The sequence below is a fragment of the Mycobacterium sp. PTI7 genome (assembly GCF_056679845.1).
Genome location: NZ_CM155252.1, coordinates 4,812,426 through 4,830,555, shown reverse-complemented (window position 1 = coordinate 4,830,555; position 18,130 = coordinate 4,812,426). Strand labels below are relative to the sequence as shown.

Annotated in this window: 17 protein-coding genes; 7 read left to right on the top strand and 10 right to left on the bottom strand. The window is 68.5% G+C overall.

The window, feature by feature from the left end:
- Positions 1 to 12 precede the first annotated feature (12 nt).
- Positions 13 to 708 carry a GntR family transcriptional regulator gene (locus AC1MEY_RS23385; protein ID WP_480227753.1) on the bottom strand — a complete coding sequence of 232 codons (696 nt, stop codon included), beginning with the start codon at positions 706 to 708 and terminating at the stop codon, positions 13 to 15.
- 127 nt (positions 709 to 835) lie between these two features.
- Here AC1MEY_RS23385 and AC1MEY_RS23380 point away from each other — a divergent pair, with 127 nt between their 5' ends.
- The 3 genes from AC1MEY_RS23380 to AC1MEY_RS23370 all read left to right on the top strand — a co-directional run bounded on the left by AC1MEY_RS23380 (position 836) and on the right by AC1MEY_RS23370 (position 4,791).
- Complete coding sequence (locus AC1MEY_RS23380) at positions 836 to 2,002, top strand: mandelate racemase/muconate lactonizing enzyme family protein (RefSeq protein ID WP_480227752.1); 1,167 nt, start codon at positions 836 to 838, stop codon at positions 2,000 to 2,002.
- A gap of 139 nt (positions 2,003 to 2,141) precedes the next feature.
- Positions 2,142 to 3,527 carry a cation:dicarboxylate symporter family transporter gene (locus tag AC1MEY_RS23375; protein ID WP_480227751.1) on the top strand — a complete coding sequence of 462 codons (1,386 nt, stop codon included), beginning with the start codon at positions 2,142 to 2,144 and terminating at the stop codon, positions 3,525 to 3,527.
- Between the two features lie 184 nt (positions 3,528 to 3,711).
- A complete protein-coding gene (locus AC1MEY_RS23370) occupies positions 3,712 to 4,791 on the top strand; it encodes a tartrate dehydrogenase (protein WP_480227750.1) in 1,080 nt (359 codons plus the stop codon).
- Positions 4,792 to 4,866: 75 nt separating this feature from the next.
- On the opposite strand, the gene AC1MEY_RS23365 is transcribed toward AC1MEY_RS23370, so the two are convergent.
- From AC1MEY_RS23365 to AC1MEY_RS23355, 3 genes are all read right to left on the bottom strand, one after another.
- Positions 4,867 to 5,301, bottom strand: a complete 435-nt coding sequence (locus tag AC1MEY_RS23365) for a MarR family winged helix-turn-helix transcriptional regulator (RefSeq protein WP_480227749.1) — start codon at positions 5,299 to 5,301, stop codon at positions 4,867 to 4,869.
- A gap of 101 nt (positions 5,302 to 5,402) precedes the next feature.
- On the bottom strand, positions 5,403 to 6,122 hold the full coding sequence (locus AC1MEY_RS23360; RefSeq protein WP_480227748.1) for a CIA30 family protein: 720 nt from the start codon (positions 6,120 to 6,122) through the stop codon (positions 5,403 to 5,405).
- Positions 6,091 to 6,561: a DUF4174 domain-containing protein gene (locus tag AC1MEY_RS23355; protein ID WP_480227747.1), complete on the bottom strand. Its 471-nt coding sequence runs from the start codon at positions 6,559 to 6,561 to the stop codon at positions 6,091 to 6,093. Before AC1MEY_RS23355 ends, AC1MEY_RS23360 begins: the two co-directional genes overlap by 32 nt.
- Before the next feature lie 138 nt (positions 6,562 to 6,699).
- Between AC1MEY_RS23355 and AC1MEY_RS23350 the strand changes: the two genes are divergently transcribed.
- On the top strand, positions 6,700 to 7,002 hold the full coding sequence (locus AC1MEY_RS23350; protein WP_480227746.1) for an ESX-1 secretion-associated protein: 303 nt from the start codon (positions 6,700 to 6,702) through the stop codon (positions 7,000 to 7,002).
- A gap of 3 nt (positions 7,003 to 7,005) precedes the next feature.
- Here the strand turns inward: AC1MEY_RS23350 and AC1MEY_RS23345 are convergent, their stop codons facing one another.
- The 3 genes from AC1MEY_RS23345 to AC1MEY_RS23335 all read right to left on the bottom strand — a co-directional run bounded on the left by AC1MEY_RS23345 (position 7,006) and on the right by AC1MEY_RS23335 (position 10,303).
- Positions 7,006 to 7,455, bottom strand: a complete 450-nt coding sequence (locus AC1MEY_RS23345; RefSeq protein WP_480227745.1) for a hypothetical protein — start codon at positions 7,453 to 7,455, stop codon at positions 7,006 to 7,008.
- A gap of 70 nt (positions 7,456 to 7,525) precedes the next feature.
- Positions 7,526 to 9,349 carry an alpha/beta hydrolase gene (locus AC1MEY_RS23340; RefSeq protein WP_480227744.1) on the bottom strand — a complete coding sequence of 608 codons (1,824 nt, stop codon included), beginning with the start codon at positions 9,347 to 9,349 and terminating at the stop codon, positions 7,526 to 7,528.
- Positions 9,350 to 9,418: 69 nt separating this feature from the next.
- Complete coding sequence (locus AC1MEY_RS23335; RefSeq protein ID WP_480227743.1) at positions 9,419 to 10,303, bottom strand: LysR family transcriptional regulator; 885 nt, start codon at positions 10,301 to 10,303, stop codon at positions 9,419 to 9,421.
- 178 nt (positions 10,304 to 10,481) lie between these two features.
- Between AC1MEY_RS23335 and AC1MEY_RS23330 the strand changes: the two genes are divergently transcribed.
- Together AC1MEY_RS23330 and AC1MEY_RS23325 are read left to right on the top strand one after the other, a co-directional pair.
- The gene (locus AC1MEY_RS23330) at positions 10,482 to 11,255 is read left to right on the top strand and encodes an SDR family oxidoreductase (protein ID WP_480227742.1); all 774 of its coding nucleotides are present in this window, start codon (positions 10,482 to 10,484) and stop codon (positions 11,253 to 11,255) included.
- A gap of 136 nt (positions 11,256 to 11,391) precedes the next feature.
- Positions 11,392 to 12,459, top strand: a complete 1,068-nt coding sequence (locus AC1MEY_RS23325; protein WP_480231636.1) for a coiled-coil domain-containing protein — start codon at positions 11,392 to 11,394, stop codon at positions 12,457 to 12,459.
- A gap of 10 nt (positions 12,460 to 12,469) precedes the next feature.
- Here the strand turns inward: AC1MEY_RS23325 and AC1MEY_RS23320 are convergent, their stop codons facing one another.
- The gene (locus AC1MEY_RS23320; protein WP_480227741.1) at positions 12,470 to 13,264 is read right to left on the bottom strand and encodes a DUF1906 domain-containing protein; all 795 of its coding nucleotides are present in this window, start codon (positions 13,262 to 13,264) and stop codon (positions 12,470 to 12,472) included.
- A gap of 149 nt (positions 13,265 to 13,413) precedes the next feature.
- Here AC1MEY_RS23320 and pknB point away from each other — a divergent pair, with 149 nt between their 5' ends.
- Positions 13,414 to 14,871, top strand: coding sequence for a Stk1 family PASTA domain-containing Ser/Thr kinase (gene pknB, locus AC1MEY_RS23315; protein WP_480227740.1), 1,458 nt, complete (start codon positions 13,414 to 13,416; stop codon positions 14,869 to 14,871).
- A 22-nt stretch (positions 14,872 to 14,893) separates the two neighbouring features.
- Here pknB and AC1MEY_RS23310 read toward each other — a convergent pair whose 3' ends face one another.
- Positions 14,894 to 16,603, bottom strand: coding sequence for a GMC oxidoreductase (locus tag AC1MEY_RS23310; RefSeq protein WP_480227739.1), 1,710 nt, complete (start codon positions 16,601 to 16,603; stop codon positions 14,894 to 14,896).
- Entirely contained in the window at positions 16,600 to 18,096 is a 1,497-nt protein-coding gene (locus AC1MEY_RS23305) for a flavin-containing monooxygenase (protein ID WP_480227738.1), read from the bottom strand. The genes AC1MEY_RS23310 and AC1MEY_RS23305 overlap by 4 nt, the downstream gene beginning before the upstream one ends.
- Positions 18,097 to 18,130: the final 34 nt, after the last annotated feature.

The following is an 18,130-nucleotide window of genomic DNA, read 5'->3' as shown; positions in this document are numbered from 1 at the left end:
GGGTGCTGAGGCTCAAGCGATTTCGGGGGCCGCGAACCGTCCCTCGAGCGCTTCGATCGCCGAGGCCGTCAGGCTGTTCTCGATGTGCAGCCGCGCCAGGTCGTGCACCGCGGCGGCGTCACGGTCGACGACCAGTTCGAGCATCTGATGGTGCTGGTTGAAGTCGATCACGCGGGGCTCGTCCCCCGCCGGCAGCATCAGACCGAGACGGCGGTACCGGTCGGACTTGGCCCAGAGGTCGTCGAGCGTCTTGATCATCACGCCGTTGTGGGCAGCTACGTACAGCGCGCGGTGGAACGCGCTGTGGGCGCACAGTCCGTCCTCGCCCCATTCCCGGGTGACCGGGACCAGATCGGCCAGCGTCGTCCGCATGACCGCGATGTCGTCGTCGGTGCGGCGCTCGGCGGCGAGCGCCACCGCTGCAGGCTCCAAGGCCAGCCGGACCTCGAACAGCTGGCGCGCCTCGTCGGCGCCGATGGACGAGACCCGGGCGTCGCGGTGATTGTCGAGTTCGATGAGGCCTTCACCGCTGAGTCGGCGGATGGCCTCCCGCAGCGGGGTGATGCTCATCCGCATCTGTTCGGCGAGTTCGTACTGCGACAGCCGCGAGCCGGCAGGTAGGCCACCACTGAGTATCAGTCGTCGAAGTTCGGCGTAGGCCACGTCGCTCTTGCTCGAGAAGACATTGGTGACCTGCGGTGATGTCATGTGCGCCGCGTTCCTTCCCTGCCGGAGCGGTGGTCATCGCCACGAATTGCCCCTTGTGCTCACCGTCACACAAAGCCTAGCATCGGCTATCAGTTACATCTTATAAGTTACGAGAAAGGCGAAGGCAATGAAGATCCTCTCCATCCACGAGGGCGTCGTCCCCATCAGTTCGTCGATCCGCAACGCCTGGATCGACTTCAGCTCGATGGACTGCTCGATCGTGGCGATCGTCAGCGACGTGGTCGTCGACGGCGAACCGGTGGTCGGCTACGGGTTCAACTCCAACGGCCGCTACAGCGCCGGCGAGATCCTCCGCCGCCGCGCGATCCCGCGGCTCCTCGACGCCGAACCGGAAAGCCTGCTCGACGAGGCCGGCGACCTGGACCCGACCCGCGCGTGGCCGATCATGATGAACAACGAGAAGCCCGGCGGCCACGGCGAACGCTCCGTCGCCATCGGCGTGCTCGACATGGCGCTGTTCGATCTCGCGTCCAAGATCGCCGGTCAGCCGCTGTACCGCTACCTGTCCGAGCGGTACGGCGACGGCGTGCCCGACGACTCGGTGTTCGTCTACGCCGCCGGCGGCTACTACGCCCCCGGGAAGACGCTCTCGGACCTGCAGGACGAGATGCGCCGATTCCTCGACATGGGCTACTCGGTGGTGAAGATGAAGATCGGTGGCGCCGACCTCGCCGATGACATCAAGCGCATCGAAGCGGTCCTGGAGGTCCTCGACGGGGACGGCTCCCGCCTCGCGGTCGACGTCAACGGGCGCTTCGACCTCCAGACCGCGCTGGACTACGGCAAGGCGATCGAGCCCTACGGTCTGTTCTGGTACGAGGAGGTCGGCGACCCGCTCGACTACCGCCTCAACGCCATCCTCTCCGAGAACTACCGGGGCCCGATCGCCACCGGAGAGAACCTGTTCTCCGTCCAGGACGCCCGGAACCTGATCCGCTACGGCGGCATGCGGCCCGACCGCGACTACATCCAGGTGGATCCGGCGCTGAGTTACGGACTCACCGAGTACCTGCGCGTGCAGGAGATGCTGAAGGAGCACGGCTGGTCGTCGCGCCGCTGCATTCCGCATGGCGGACACCAGTTCTCGCTACACATCGCCGCAGCGCTCAAGCTCGGCGGCAACGAGTCCTACCCCGGCGAGTTCCAGCCCACCGGCGGGTTCGCCGACGACGCCGTGGTGTCCGACAGCCAGGTCGGGCTCACCGAGATCCCCGGCATCGGCTTCGAAGCCAAGAGCGCGTTCTACGAGGTGCTGCGCGAACTGCACCGCTGACGCCGTTCCGGTGCCATCCGGTTCTCCAGGGCCGGGCGGCGCGCACCACACCGCTGCCCGGCCTTCCGGCCCGCCGCCCAGCGCATCCCGACTCGGCCGGCACGACCCCCATGCTGCACCGGATCAAAGGAGTTCCGTCATGTCCACGATCACCGCCACCGCCCCACTTCGCCGGTCGAGGCTCGCCTCCCTGATACGCCAACTCTGGTTCCAGGTCATCGTCGGCGCCGTCCTCGGCATCGCCGTCGGCGTCCTGCTGCCCGACGTCGGCGCCGCAGTGACACCGCTCAACGACTGGTTCATCGGCCTGGTCAAGATGATCGTCGTCCCCGTGGTCTTCTGCGTCGTCACCCTGGGGATCGCCACCATGGACAGCCTGCGCCGCGCGGGCCGCATCGGCGTCAAGGCACTGGGCTACTTCTTCGTGCTCTCGCTGGTCTCGATGTTGATCGGCCTCGTGGTCGCCAACGTCTTCAAACCCGGTGCGGGGATGAACATCGACGTCTCCACTCTCGACGCCAGCACCATCCCCGGGGTGGACTCGGGGGAGAAGGTCGGCTTCGTCGAGTTCGTCACCAACCTGATCCCCGAGTCATTGTTCGGCGCGATCACCGGCCACGCCATCCTGTCGGCGCTCCTCGTGTCACTGCTGATCGGGTGCGCACTCAACGTCACCAAGGCGCACAGCGCTCCCATCACCGCGATGATCGAGTCCCTGTCGCACGTCGTGTTCAAGATCGTCGGCTGGGTCATGCGCCTTGCCCCGATCGGCACGTTCGGCGCCCTGGCCTCCGTCGTCGCCAAGTACGGTGCCTCCAGCCTGCAGCAACTCGGCTTCCTCATCCTGCTGTTCACGGGCACCTGCATCATCTATGTCGTCGTGCTGCTGGGCCTGATCTCCAAAGCCTGTGGCATGAACGTCTTCACCCTCATGCGCTACCTGAAGACCGAACTGCTCATCGCACTGAGCACCTGCTCCAGTGAGGCGATCCTGCCGCAGCTGGTGCGGAAACTCGAACACCTGGGCTGCGGCAAACCCGTTGTCGGTCTGGTCATCCCGGCGGGCTTCTCGTTCAACCTCGACGGCTCGGCGGTCTACCTGACCATGGCCTCGCTGTTCCTGGCGCAAGCCGTCGGCATCGACCTGTCCTGGCAGTCGCAGCTCATCATGGTGGGTGTGATGATGCTGACCAGCAAGGGCACCGCCGGCATCGCAGGAGGCGCATTCATCGTGCTGGCCTCGACCATCACCGCCGTCGGTCACGTACCGCTGGCCGCCCTCGCCCTGATCGTGGGCATCGACCGCATCCTCAACGAGGGCCGTGTCTTCATCAACGTCCTCGGCAATGCGATCGGCACGATCGTGATCGCCAAGTGGGAGAACGACTTCGACGACGAGCAAGCCCGCGAGGTCCTCGCCGGACGGCGCGAGTTCGACATCTCTGCCGAAGAGCCCGAGGGGGACGTCCCCGCTGAGGCAGCCGAGTCGACCCCGGGCAGCCGCCACGCCGCCGCCGCCTCGTGACGACCAAGGATCGAACCGCCGGGCGGGCCCGGCGACCCGAAGAGTAGGAAGAGACGATGTCGCGCATCCGGGTGACCACCGTCCACCTCGTCCTGGGTGACGAGGTGGACGCCCTCCTGCGTCGCCACGGCTGCGAACCGCTCCATGCCGTCACCTGAACCGCGCACCGAGAGGACCCACCCAGATGTCACGAACCCACCGAATCGCCGTCATACCCGGCGACGGCATCGGCACCGAAGTCGTGCCCGAGGGCCTGCGCGTCCTCGACGCGGCGTCCCACGCGTTCGACCTGCGATTCGAGTTCGAGCACTTCGATCACTCGAGCGCCGAGTACTACGCCAAGCACGGGAAGATGCTGCCGGACGACTGGTTCGACGAGCTGAGTGGCTTCGACGCAATCTTCTTCGGTGCCGTCGGATGGCCCGACGTGGTCCCCGACCACGTGTCGCTGTGGGGGAGCCTGCTCCAGTTCCGCCGCGCGTTCGACCAGTACGTGAACCTCCGACCGGTCCGGCTGATGCCCGGTGTACGCAGTCCGCTGGCGGGACGTTCGCCGGGCGACGTCGACTTCTACGTCGTACGCGAGAACACCGAGGGCGAGTACTCGAGCGTCGGCGGGAAGATCTTCGAGGGCACCGACCGCGAGGTGGTCATGCAGGAGACGATCATGACCCGCACCGGTGTCGACCGGATCCTGAAGTTCGCCTTCGACCTCGCGGCGACTCGTCCCAAGAAGCACCTGACCTCGGCGACCAAGAGCAACGGCATCTCGATCTCCATGCCCTACTGGGACGAACGCGTTCAGGCGATGGCGACCCACTACCCCGACATCGACGTGGACAAGTACCACATCGACATCCTCGCGGCGAACTTCGTCATGCACCCCGACTGGTTCGACGTCGTCGTCGCCTCCAATCTGTTCGGCGACATCCTGTCCGACCTCGGCCCCGCGTGCACCGGCACGATCGGCATCGCCCCCAGTGGCAACATCAACCCGGAACGCCGCTTCCCCAGCCTGTTCGAGCCGGTGCACGGGTCGGCGCCCGACATCGCGGGAAAGGGGATCGCGAATCCGATCGGCCAGATCTGGTGCGCCTCGATGATGTTGGAGCACCTCGGCGAGCCCGCCGCCGCCGGCGCAGTGCTCAATGCGATCGAGACAGTCCTGGCCAGCGGCGGCGACGACCTGACCCCGGACATGGGCGGCACGGCCGACACCAAGACTCTCGGCGCGGCCGTGGCCGACGCCGTGACGGCGCCCTGAGCGGCGCGGCAATCGGCGATCAGGCCGTGCGCGCGGCCACGTCGACGGGTGGGTGTCAGAGTTGCAGTGCCGGACCTAGTCGACGGCGGGGTGTGCGAGTCCTTCGAGCGTGCGGCGGAGGTCGTCGAGGCCCCTGTCGGTGAGCTGGCAGGCTGTCTTGATCTGGTCGGTGATGCCTCGAACGTCGGGCTCGAGATCGCGCCCGCGGGTGGTCAGGTCGACGAGCACTCGCCGCTCGTCGGCGACGTCCCTGGTCCGCGTGACGACACCCATCGCCTCGAGCCGCTTCACCAGGGGCGTGATGGTGCCGGTGTCCATGTCGAGGCGCGCGCCCAGTGCGCCGACGGGCAGCGGTGCGCCATCCAGCAGCGCCAGCACCACCAGGTATTGGGGAAACGTCAAGCCGAGCGGTTCGAGGAACGGCTTGTGCTGGCGGATCATCCGGTTCGCAGCCCCGTACAGGGCGAACGACAGCTGTTGTCCCAAGTGATCGGGCACTGCGTCTGGCACCGCCTGCTCCTCTCGCGCACCATTGTCTGTCAAGCTAGACTCTAGCACGCTAGTGATACGGCGAAAGCGTCATCTCGGGCTAACGGATGTTGGGGAGAGTCTCAGAACGTGGCGTCGATCGCCCTGACGGTGATCGCGAACGGGCCCTGCTGCTTGTCGAGCACGTAGACCGACAGCTGGTCGATGCCCGACGGATCCAGCCTCCGGGGTGCGTCCGGGTCCGGGTCGAGGCGCATGCCGACCGGCTCGAAGCCCTCGACGGGCAACGCGTAGTCCCGTTGGACGCCGGCCTCGGTCGGGAAACGCTGAATGTACGACCACGGCTGCCCTGCGATCCCGGCCTTCACGAGATAGGTCTTGCCGTCACCCAGGGCCCGCACGCGCAGCGACGTCGAACCCGTTGCCTTGGAACCGATCTCGGGATCCTCCGGCCCGCGAGCCGAGGCGAATCCGCCGTTGTTCTCCAACGACAGGTTCCCGGAGAAGGCGAGGCCCCCGTCCCCGAACGTCACCGTCGAGGTGGACCTGCCGCCCATCACCGGGTCGTTGACCGTCGTCCAGGCGGCCACCGCGGCGGCATCGCCGAGGTCGACCAGCGCCACGTCGGATCGGTCGGCCGCGATGGCCGGGGCCGACGAGCGGGTACTGCCCGGCGTGCTCGGTTCGTCCGCACCGGCGGATTGTTCGGCGCTGCCGCACGATACGACGAGGAGGATCGAGCAGACGCCCGCCAAGCCGAGCCGTAGCCGGCGGCTCACCGACGTGTCGGGCCGGTGACTCTCCACGGGGTCAGCACGCACCGGGATCGGCGCCCTTGTCACGGCTCCTCATGGGCATGCCATCGATCACGGCGTAAATCGTTCGCAGTTCGGGAACCGCGTCGACGCGCCACTTCTCGCCGCCGTCCTTGCCGATGAGCAGGACGCTGAAGTCGTTGGCGCCGATCCCGAACCGGGTGGCCAGCCGTCCCGACTCGTCGGCACCGATGGCTCGACCGTCGAGGGTGCTGTTGCCCTCGGCGACCAGCACGCCGAGCACCATGTCGCGATCGTCGAACTGGCAGCGAGTGGCCTCGATCCGGCTCAGCGTCTCGACCAGTTTCGGATCGTCGTTCGAGGGCGCGAAAACCAGAAGTGGACGTCGTTCCCAGCGATAGTCGTCGAGGTCGGCGGCCGTCGCGGTGGCCGATCCGAGCACGCTGCTCACGATCAGGGCGACGAGCACCAGCGCCAATAGCCCGACCCTGCGCTTCTCGACCATGGTGATTCCGACTCTACCGACGCACGTCGGGTTGTCGAGATGGACGACCGGGGAAAGTGCCGCTCAGGGGCGAGTCCCGGTCGCCATAGGATGGAGTGATCTGGCGTCCGCGCCGTGGTTCCAGCGGAAGGTGCCGACATGACTGGCTCCCAGCCCCTACGGGTCGACCCCGGCGCATTGACGACCGCGGGCACCGAGTTCGACCAGGCCGGTGCGAGTCTGGCAGGGCTGGATGCCGACGGCCCACTGGCCGACGCCGCCGCTGCGGTACCTCAGTTGGCCACCGCCGCGGCCGCGCTGAACGCCCAGTCGGCCATCGCTGCCGAAACCGATGAGGTTGCGAAGGCGACCGCCACCTACGGCGGGAACCTCAAAGATGCTGCCGCGCAGTACGAATCCGGCGACCACACCGCGGCTGCGTCGATCGGCGCGGCCGGTTAGGCGCTACCCGGTGAGTTCGCCGCGGATGTCCTGCTCGTCGGCGCCGTGCTCGCCGGCATTGCGGCACTCACCGTAGATCTGGATGTAGCCGCGATCGGGATGATCGGGATTGGCGGTGACGATCGCCATCACCTCGCCGAGGTTCATGGCTCGACCGTGCGGGTCCTTCCCTGGGGGCGCGCCCCTACTCCAACCGTCGGCCACCATGGCGTCGACGATCCCGTCGAGGTACTTCTCCTTGTCCGCCCCGGCCGGGAAGGTGAAGCCCATTCCGACCTGCCCGCGGAACGGAGCGACCTCCTGATCGGTGCAGGAGTCGAACTCGAAGGTGGCGCCGCGCAGGTCTAGGCGTGTCGCCCGAACCAGTCGCCTGGCCGGGTCCACCACCTGTGCACGGGTCTGCTCGTCGCTCATCTCCGGGCCGTCGAGATCGGCCGAACTCTCGGAGCCCATCGCGCATCCTCCTAGCAGTAGTGCGCCGGCCACGATGGCCGCTCCCAACGCCGCGACGCGGCCCGCGCGGTCAGTACTGGTGGTTCCTGGTGACGGTGCCACGATCGCCTTCCGGGTCGTTGAGGGCAGGCGTGCCCGGTATTGGAGTGTCCCAGTCCGGCAGGTCGATCGGTGGAAGTCCCGGAAGATCCAGTTCGTCGGGCAGGCCGACGTGGGGTTGCCTGCGACCTTCGGCGGTGAGCCCGTTGTCTTCCAGCGTCGACCCGTCCCCGGTCGCGATGTCGGTCATGGCGCGGAGCGATTCGCTACCCACGTCGTAGTAGCGGGAGTGGTCGCCGAAGTCCGGCAGACCGCTGCGGCCGGGCACCTCGGCGTCGAAGCGCACGGAGCCGAAGCCATCACCCGCCGGATCGCTGCCCAGACCGGCCTCGAGACCCAGCGGGTAGCCCAGTTCGCGGTTGATGATGTCGGGGATCGGGCCGGCCTGACCGAGCCAGGACACGGGGTCACTCGAGGCGGCACCGACGTAGACCTGCCCGCCGTCGGGGAGGTTGAAGTCGGCGGCGCTTTCAGCCAGATCGGTCCCCGGACTGCCGATCAGTACGGCGTTGTCGGCGCGCATGCCGCTGCCCGCGAACGCGTCCGCCACCGTGGTGGACCCGTAGGAGTGCCCGATGACGGTCACCGTGGACGGGACGCCCTCGTGGGTGGCGCCGAGTCCGTTGACGTCGGCGGCGAGCATGTCGCCACCGGCACGGGCCAGTCCGGGCGTGGCGATGCGGGGGTCGGTGGGGCTGTCGGGCGCGTCGTAGCCCATCCAGGCGATCACCGACGTCGACTCGTCGGGATCGCCGAGGCGCATCTGGTCGTACAGGTTGGTGGCGTTGTCACCCTCGAGCCAGCCGTCCTTCACGCTGCTTCCGGTGCCCGGCACCACGACGGCGGTGTTCTGGGCCTTGTCCGGGTTGCCGATCGCGACGGCCGCCTTGCCCTGACCGTTGAAGGCCAGCGGGTCGTACGCCCACAGCATCACCGGACGATCCACGGTGCCCTCGGCGGCCGTCTTCTCCAGACCCTTCCGGGTCTGCACGGCGTTCCCGTACCGGGTGGCGTCGGTGGCGCTCAGCCCATAGGCATCCGGATCGGACAGCACCTCGTCGGTGGACACGCCATGCTGATTCGCGACGTCCTCGACCCGCGACAGGTCGTCCTGCAGGACGGCCTGATTGACCTGATCCCGCACCTCCGCGGGAATCCCGTTGAGGTTGCCCAAGTCGGCCGGATGGTCGGCGATGAGCTGATCGCGCTCGTCCTGGCTGAGCGAATCCCACCACGTCTTGACGTCCTCGGGCGGGGTGTCCGAGGACGGCAGCCTGCGGGGATCGCCCAGCGTGCCGGGCGGCGTCGCGGGGACCGGTCCGCCGACGGCCGCCGAGATGGCGGCAGCGGTCGTGGCGTCGATCTCGGTGAACACCGCGAGAAGCCTCTTGATGATCGCCGTCCACCCGGGAGCCAGCAGGCGCAGGATCGGCGGGATGGGTGGCGGGGTGGCCGTGCCGTCGTCGGCGACCTGCCAGCCGGCGGCCCGCAGCACCCCGACGACGGCGAGCAGCCCGGTGCGGGTCGAGTCCAGCTGGCTACCGCCGGACTGCAGTGCCGGCTGCAGGGCCGCGAGGCGCGCTCGCAGTTCCTCCTGCTGATTCAGGTTCTGCTCGGCCCGGGCGATGGCCGCGTTCGCCGCCTGGCCCTGCCACGACTCGCGCAGGTGAGCGAGTGCTCGACGTTGATCGGTCGTCACCGCGTCGAGCGCTGAAATCTTGGTCCCGAGGTCGGCGGCGGAGGCGATGAGCCGCTGGGGTTGCGACGCCTGCACCGTCGACACCGTCACCGACACCTGAGACCCCCTCGCGTCTGCGTTTCATCGTCGCACGGCCGACGCAGGGCCCACCGCACCAATTGGGATCTATCGGGGCTGCGGATTCGGTGAATGGCTGGGTGTGATCGGTTGCTGATCGGCACGGGACGGGGCGAGCAGTACGGCGCGAGCCTCGGACACCGTGTGCGGCAGCCAGACGGCCTGCACCGGCATCATCGGCGGGTCGATCATGGGGCACACCATGACTCGTCCTCCGAGAGCTGGGCCGACGGGGGCAGTGACCAGTGCGACGTGGTCGTTCTCCGCTACCGCGGTGATCGATGGAACGCCCTGAAGGTTGTCGACCGCCAGGGTGGGTTCGAACCCTGCTCTGCGACAAACGGATACGAGGAAGTCGGTATAGAAGGAAAACGTCGGAGGCGCCCAGACGACCAACGTGAAGTCGCTGATGTCGCCGACCTGCAAGTCGACGCGGTCACTCAACGGATGTCCAGCCCGGACCGCGATACGAAGTGGGTCATAGCTGATCACGGCCGCTGCGAGATCGGGAGGTGTGGTCGCACCTCGGCGTAGTCCAACGTCGACGGACCGCGCAAGCAGGCCGTCCTGCAGTTCGTCGGGAAAGAGCTGTCGCACGGTCACCGACAACTGAGGCAGTGCACGGCGAATCGGCTCGACGATCACGAACGCCTCTTCGGGGCTGATGGCCGGTGAGTGCCCGACCACGTACGGTCGCGACTGCTCACCGGCGGCCTCGCGCACGGTCTCGCCGAGAGCTTCTGCGGCGGCGAGCAAGACGGCGGCGCCGTCACGCAACCTGCGTCCAGCAGCGGTCAGTCGCAGACGACGACCGCGGCGGTCGAACAGCGTCGCTTCCAGTTCACGCTCGAGCTGACGCATTGCCGTGCTCAACGCCTGCTGCGTGATGTGGAGGTGGACGGCGGCGGAGGCGAGGCTCGCGTGATCGGCCACGGCGGCGAACTGCGTAAGGCGTCGCAGGTCCAGGGGTGCGCGGGTCACTCATGGCCCCTCTCACAAGTTGTGATTGTCAATCGACCATAACAATCTGCTCGTCATTTGTGCTCGCCCGCTCTACCGTCGGTCACCGATACGCACCGCCGACCGGTGGGGTCACGACGAACGGATACGGATGAGCAAGCACGACATCAACGGCAAGAACGTGCTCATTGCCGGCGGAGCCAAGAACCTGGGCGGCCTGATCGCGCGGGACTTCGCCAAGCACGGGGCGGAGGCGGTGACGGTCCACTACAACAGCGAGTCCACGCGCAAGGCCGCCGACGACACCGCGGACGCGATCATCGCCACGGGCGCCAAGGCGCACGTGCTTCAGGCCGATCTGACCTCCGCGGACGCAGTGGCACGCCTCTTCGGAGAAGCCACCGAAGCGATGGGTTCGGTGGACATTGCCATCAACACAACGGGCATGGTCATCAAGAAGTCCATGATCGAGATAACCGAGGACGACTACGACACGATCTTCGCGATCAATTCGAAGACTGCGTTCTTCTTCATCCAACAAGCCGGCCTTCACCTTTCCGACGGCGGCAAGATCATCTCGCTGGTCACCTCGCTGCTGGCCGCCTTCATCGGCGACTACTCCGCCTATGCCGGATCCAAGGCGCCGGTCGAACACTTCACCCGCGCCGCGTCCAAGGAGTTCGGCAAACGGGGAATCTCGGTTGTCGCCGTCGCTCCCGGGCCGATGGAGACGCCATTCTTCTATGGTCAGGAATCAGCAGAATCGGCTCAGTTCAACCGGACGGCGGCGGACCTGTCCGCATTCACCAAGACGGGTCTGACGGACCCGAACGACATCGTGCCCGTCGTCCGTTTCCTGGCGGGTGAGGGCTGGTGGATCACGGGGCAGACGATCTTTCCCAACGGCGGCTACACCACCCGGTGACGACCAAAACCGACACTCGGCACGGGAAGCACGCCCACGCGAGTAGACATCGCCGGTGTCAGTTCGTAGCCTTGCGCGGGACGTCGACAGCAGGGCCGGCACCGGTCCCTTAGCGCGAAGGATCGTGACCAGCCGAATGCTCCGGATGCGCCATTCACTTCGGCGAACGGCGTACGGCACGGCAGCCGCGGCACTGGTGGTCGTGATGTCGATCGGCGGCGTCAGAGCCGATCCGGCCACGGACGCGCTGGCCACACTCAACGAACTGTCTCAGCAGGCGGTGCAGAGTCGCGAGGCCGTCACGGCGGCCCAGCGCGACGCCGACGCCCGACTGGCCGAACAGACCGCGGCCGTCGACCGCCACAATGCGGACCTCGCGGCACTGGCGGTTGCGAACGCCGAACTGGCACCTCATCAGGCCGCCGTCGACCGGGTGGCGGCGATGCACTACACCAGCGGCAGCGGTCAGTTCGCGGCGATGCTCACCGCATCCTCGCCCCAGCAGCTCATCGATCAGCTGTCGCTGCAGCGAACCGTCGCCGCGGTTGCGGCCGAGCAGTTGAAGGCGTTCCACGCGGCACGCGAACGCGCGGCCACCGCCGCCCAGGCCTCGCAGCGATCGGCCGCCGACGCAGGCGCCGCCGCCGAGGCCGCCACCCGTCTGCGTGCGGAACTGCAGGCGAAGTGGAAGGAACTGCTCCGCCAGATCGCCGCCGCGGAGGCGCAGTACGCGGCGCTGACCCCGCAGCAGCAGGCGGTCATCGACGCCGCCGTGCCGCCACCGATCGCGGCGGTACCCGGCCTGCCGCCGGGCGACGTCGCGCCGCCGCCGGCCATGACGGACATCCCCGAGGCACTGCCCGTCGGCGTCGCGGCGGAGGCGGGGATGCAGCCCAACACCGTCCTCGCGGCGCGCGCCGTCAGCGCGGCGTTCCCCCAGATCGCGGAGATCGACGGGGTCCGTCCGGACTCGAAGCCGTGGCATCCCAATGGGCTCGCGATCGACATCATGATCCCCAACCCCGAGAGTCCCGAGGGCATCGCGCTGGGCGACCAGATCATGGCGTTCGCAATGAGCAATGCGGGCCGGTTCGGGCTGCAGGACGTGATCTGGCGCGGTACGTACTACACGCCGGCCGGGCCGCAGGCCTCGGGTTACGGGCACTACGACCACGTGCACATCACGACGACGCCGCGTCGTTAGCGGTCATTCGTCAGGGGTGCAGGCTCCACTGACCGACGTCGGATGCCAGCACGTCGTTGACGTCGACGCGGATGCCCCCGACCACCGGCCCCGGGTTCGACGCGGTGTCGATGATGCGCTGATAGAGCACGGCGCCGGGGTAGATCTGACCGCCGGACCAGGACCGGGTCTGCCAGGCCCACACCTTGCCGGGGGTACTCGACCTCCCGACGACGCCATCGGCCACCGCCCACTGGCAGGCCCGAATGCCCCCGTAGATCCCGGTGCGTAGCTCGCCGATCACCGAGTTGATCCCGCGGAACCACGGCAGCACCACGCCGTTCCACGTCTCGCGGTCCACGTCGTCGTCGACGCTGAAGTAGACGGGGGCGCTCTGGCCGCCGCCCGCCGCGGTGTGCAACTGCCAGGCGGTGCGGGCGTCGGCGACGCCGCCGGCGAACCCGCGGGTGAAGTCCGACGGCGCCGTCCCACCCGGCTTGCCGTACTGGAAGTTGCTGACGATCGCCAAACCGGCCGCGGCGAGCGTCCGGGCGTAGGGCAGGGTGATCGGCTTCGCGCCGAAGGACGAGCCGGGCCGCGAGGTCGAGACGTAGTTGATGACGCCGGCGTGCCCGGCCGCGATGATGTCCTGGGCCGGGATCTGCCGCATGGCGTAGTCGATCAGCGTGGACCCGGCGGCCGCGGCCGAGGGCATCGAGGCACCCGTCGCCGCGCCGAGACCGGCCAGCGCGGACGCGGCGGTCGCGTAGCGCAGGGCGTCACGCCGGGAGATCGGCACGGGCGCGATGTTAACAACGAGACGCATGTGGTCGAGCGATCCGCGTCGGGCGAGTCGCGAGTCCGATGTCGCATCGTTATCCGGCACGAGAACGTGCGTCGGTAGGCGACATGTCGATGACCTTCCCGGGCTCGACCGACACCCCCTAGACACCGATGGCGTGTCAGGATCGCGGGGTGTCCTCCCGATTCGCCGATCGCTACGAGCTGCGCGAGGTCGTGGGCATCGGCGGGATGTCCGAAGTGCACCTCGCGAGCGATCTGCTGCTGAAGCGCGACGTCGCGGTGAAGGTGATGCGCGCCGACCTCGCGACGGACTCCACCCTCAACGAACGATTCCGGCGGGAAGCGCAGAAGCTGGCCGGCCTGAACCACCCGGCGATCGTCGCGGTCTACGACACCGGCGAGGCGCAGACGCCCACCGGGAACGTCCTCTACATCGTGATGGAGTACGTCGACGGACTCTCGCTGCGGGACGTCCTCAGAGCACGTGGACCCATGACACCGCGGCGAGCCGTCGCGGTCGCCGCGGAGGTCTGCCAGGCGCTCGAGTTCAGTCACCGGCGCGGGATCATCCACCGCGACGTCAAGCCGGCGAACATCCTCATCGGGGACGACGGCGCCGTGAAGGTCGTCGACTTCGGCATCGCCCGCGTGCTCGCCGACGGCGCCGGCAGCGACACCCGGACCGGCGCGGTGATGGGAACCGCGCACTACCTCTCGCCCGAGCAGGCGCGCGGCGGCGAGGTCGACGCCCGCTCCGACGTCTACTCCATCGGCTGCGTGCTCCACGAGATCGCCACCGGGCAGCCGCCCTTCACCGGCGACTCGGCCGTCGCGATCGCCTATCAGCACGTCCGCGTCGATCCGGCCGCACCCTCGAGCCGCAACGACCAGCTGAGCCCGGAGTTCGACGCCGTCGTCCTCAAGGCGATGGCGAAGGACCCTGCCGACCGCTACCAGTCCGCCGCGCAGATGCGCGTCGACCTGCTCCGCCTGCAGAACGGCGAGACCCCCTACGCCGCCACGGCGTCCGCGGTGGAACACACGTCGCCGCTCCCGCCGGTGCCCGGGCCCCGGGTGCCGACGCGGAAATGGTCTGCGACGCGGAAGGTCGCGACGGCCGTCGGAGTGATCGCGGTGCTCGCCGTCGCGGTGACCGGCGCCCTGCACCTCACCGGCGGCGGTCCCGACGGCACGGGCGTACCCGACGTCCGCGGGCGAGCGGTGGCCGACGCGGTCGCGGTATTGCAGGACAGCGGGCTGCGACCGCGCGTGGAGCAGAAGGCGCATGCCACGGTGCCCACCGATCGCGTGATCGACACGACGCCCTCCGCCGAGGCCGTCGTCGACGCCGGCAGCGAGGTCACCGTCGACGTGTCGTCGGGCCCCGCACGGGACGCGCCCGGTGCCAGCCTCGGCGTGGTGCCCAACGTGTCATCGCTGACCTACGCGGAGGCGATCCGCACGCTGCTGGCCGCGGGCTTCACGAGGTTCCGGCAGGCATCGATGCCGTCGTCGCCCGAGATGACGGACCTCGTCCTCGCCACGAATCCCGCAGCGGACCGCACCGTGGAGACGACCGCCGAGATCACGATCCTGGTCGGGTCGGGTCCGGCGGCCGGGACGTCCTGACGGGTGCGTGGCCGTCAGCCGGTCACGATGCGGGATGGAGCCGCAAGGCGGCGGGAGCACCGTCCGGGACGGCGCGCCTGGTCGGGCTGACGGGATCTATCCGGACGTACGGTGCGCCGAGCGGCGGACGCTGGTCCGGCTCGCCCTTGTTCGGCCACAGTGCGGTCGCGCGTTCGGCCAACGCCGTGATGGTGAGCGACGGGTTCACCCCCAGGTTCGCGGTGATGGTCGAGCCGTCGATCACGTGGAGCCCGGGATGTCCGTGCATGCGGTGGTAGGGATCCACCACGCCGTCGTCGGCGGTCTCGCCGATGACGCACCCACCGATGAAGTGGCCGGTCATCGGGATGTCCGCCAGATCCGCCCACGCGCCCCCGGCGATGCCGTCCATGTAATCGGCTGCGCGACGGGCGACTTCGTGCCCGGCCGGGATCCACGTCGGATTCGGATCGCCGACGCCCTGCCGTGACACCATCCGCCGTCCGAACAGCCAACGGCGGGTGAAGGTGGTGATCGAATTGTCGTGGGTCTGCATGACGAGGAGCGGAATCGTCTGCTCGGACCAGTTCTTGGGGTTGAGCAGGCGGGGGAGATCCCGGCGTTGGCTCAGCAGATCCTTCATGCCCGTTCGCCAGCGCCGCCGGCCGTCCAGACCGTCGACGAGGATCGTGCCGAGCAGCCCCATCAGGTTGGAGTCGTGGCCGTACCGGCACGGCTCGACGTGCGTGTGTTCGTCCGGATGGATCGACGACGTGATGGCGACGCCCTCCGAGTAGTCCACGTCGTCGCCACGCGCCCGCACGGCGAGGATCGACTCGGAGTTGGTGCGTGACAACTCGCCGAGGCGACGGGAGACCCGGGGCAGGCTGCCACGGTCGCGCAGCCGGTGGAGCAGCCGCTGGGTACCGAGTGCGGCGGCCGAGAAGACCACCTCGCGAGCGGTGAACGTGTGCCGCTGCCTGCGGATCTTGGCTCCGGTTCGACGCGTGACGACGTCATAACCGCCGTCCGCGCGGGGCACGACGTCGACGACCGTGGTCGACGGATGGACGTCCGCACCGAGCTTCTCGGCGAGGTAGAGGTAGTTCTTCACCAGGGTGTTCTTCGCGTTGTGGCGACAGCCGGTCATGCACTCGCCGCAGTGCGTGCACGCGTTGCGGTCGGGCCCGGCGCCGCCGAAGTAGGGGTCGCCCACCGGTGCGCCCGGGGCGGCCTGCCGGCCGTCGCGGTCGCCGAAGCAGACGCCGACGGGAGTGGCGTGGAACGAGTCCGCGATGCCCAGGTCCGTCGCCACCTGCAGCATCACCTTGTCCGACGGCGTGGTGCGCGGGTAGGTCGCGACGCCGAGCATCCGCTTCGCCTGGTCGTACCAGGGCGTGAGTTCGGCCTTCCAGTCGGTGATTCCGCTCCAGCGCGGATCGTCGAAGAAGGGGTCCCCGGGCTCGTAGAGGGTGTTCGCGTAGACCAGCGAGCCGCCACCCACGCCTGCGCCGCTGAGCACCACCGCGTCCGACAGCACGTCGATGCGCTGGATGCCGTAGCAGCCGACGGAGGGCTTGAACAGGTAGTCCCGGACGTGCCAGCTGTTCGTGGCGAAGTCCTCGTCGCGGAACCGGCGGCCCGCCTCGAGCACACCGACGCGGTAGCCCTTCTCGCTCAGACGGAGAGCGGTCACGCTCCCGCCGAACCCAGATCCGATCACGAGCACGTCGTAGTCGAAGGCCTCGGTCATGCGACAACCTCCTCGGTTGTGGTCATCGGCAGAACTTCCTGATAGCTGGTGAGATCGACGGTGTGCGTGCGGCGCTGGTACTCGCGGACCAGTCCCGGCCAATTGGTGGTCACCCGACCGGAGCCGGCTCGATACCAGGATTGGCAGGCGGTCCACACGCCGTCGTCGAGACGGGTCTGGACCTCCGCGTCGTAGGCCTCCTCCACTGCCCGCCGAATCTCCAGGGCGCGCAGGGGCTCTCGGCGGGCCAGCTCCGCGACGAGTTGACGGATGTACCCGGCCTGCTGCTCCATCATCAAGATGGTCGAGCTGCTGCCGAGGTTGGTGTTCGGACCGTAGATCATGAACATGTTGGGGAATCCCGGGACGGCCATGCCGAGATGGGCGCGAGCCCCCTCGGACCACTCGGCCCGAAGATCGCGACCGTGCCGACCCGTAATCTGCATCGGCGCCAGGAATTCGGTGGCCTTGAACCCGGTGCCGTAGATGATGACGTCGACCTCGTGCAGCCGGCCGTCGGCGGTACGAACGCCCGTCGGCGTCACCTCGGAGATCGCGTCCGTCTCGACCTCGACGTCGTCCTCGGCCAGCGCCGGATACCACTCGCTGCTGAACAACACGCGCTTGCAGCCGATCGGGTAGTCGGGTGTCAGCTTCGCACGCAACTCGGGGTCCTTGACGTGACGTTCGAGGTTGAGGATCGCGGCGGCTCGGATCGGCCGCGCGAGCCGAGGGACCCGGGTCAGCGCGAGACCGAGGAATTCGGTGATCTGCCAGACGACTCCGCGCATGGCGGCGGCGAACCCGGGCACCCTCGCGAAGGCGGTGTGGTGCGCGTCGGTGTAGCCGCGGTCCGGCTTGGGCAGGACGTACGGGGCGGACCGCTGAAAGACGGTGACGTGCGCGGCGTTACGGCGGATCCGCGGGACGAATTGGATGGCTGACGCGCCGGTGCCGAGCACGGCGACGCGCTTGCCGGTCAGGTCGACGTCGTGGCGCCACCCCGCGGAGTGGAAGGACGGGCCCGCGAACGTCTCGATGCCGGGGATCGGCGGCACCGCCGGGCGGGAGAGCTGGCCCACCGCGGGCACCAGCACGTCGGCTTCGAGCACCTCACCCGACGAGGTCGACACCCGCCAGACGGCGCTGTCGTCGTCGTAGGCCGCGGACGTGACCTCCACCCCGGTGCGCACCAGCTCGCGCAGGCCGAAGCGATCGGCGGTGTCACGGATGTACGCGAGGATGTCGGACTGCTTGGCGTACCGGCGGCCCCAGTCGGTCTTGCGGGCAAAGGAGTAGGAGTACAGGTGCGACGGGACGTCGCAGGCCGCCCCCGGGTAGGTGTTGTCCCGCCAGACCCCGCCGACGTCATCCGCCTTCTCGAGCACCGTCACGTCGGCGAGCCCGTCCCTGGTCAGCTCCCGCGCCGCACCGAGTCCGCCGAATCCGGCTCCGATGACGATGACGCGGGGGCGGCGGCGGGCGGAGGTCATGGGTGAAACGCTAGGGCCGCCGAGGGCGTGGCCG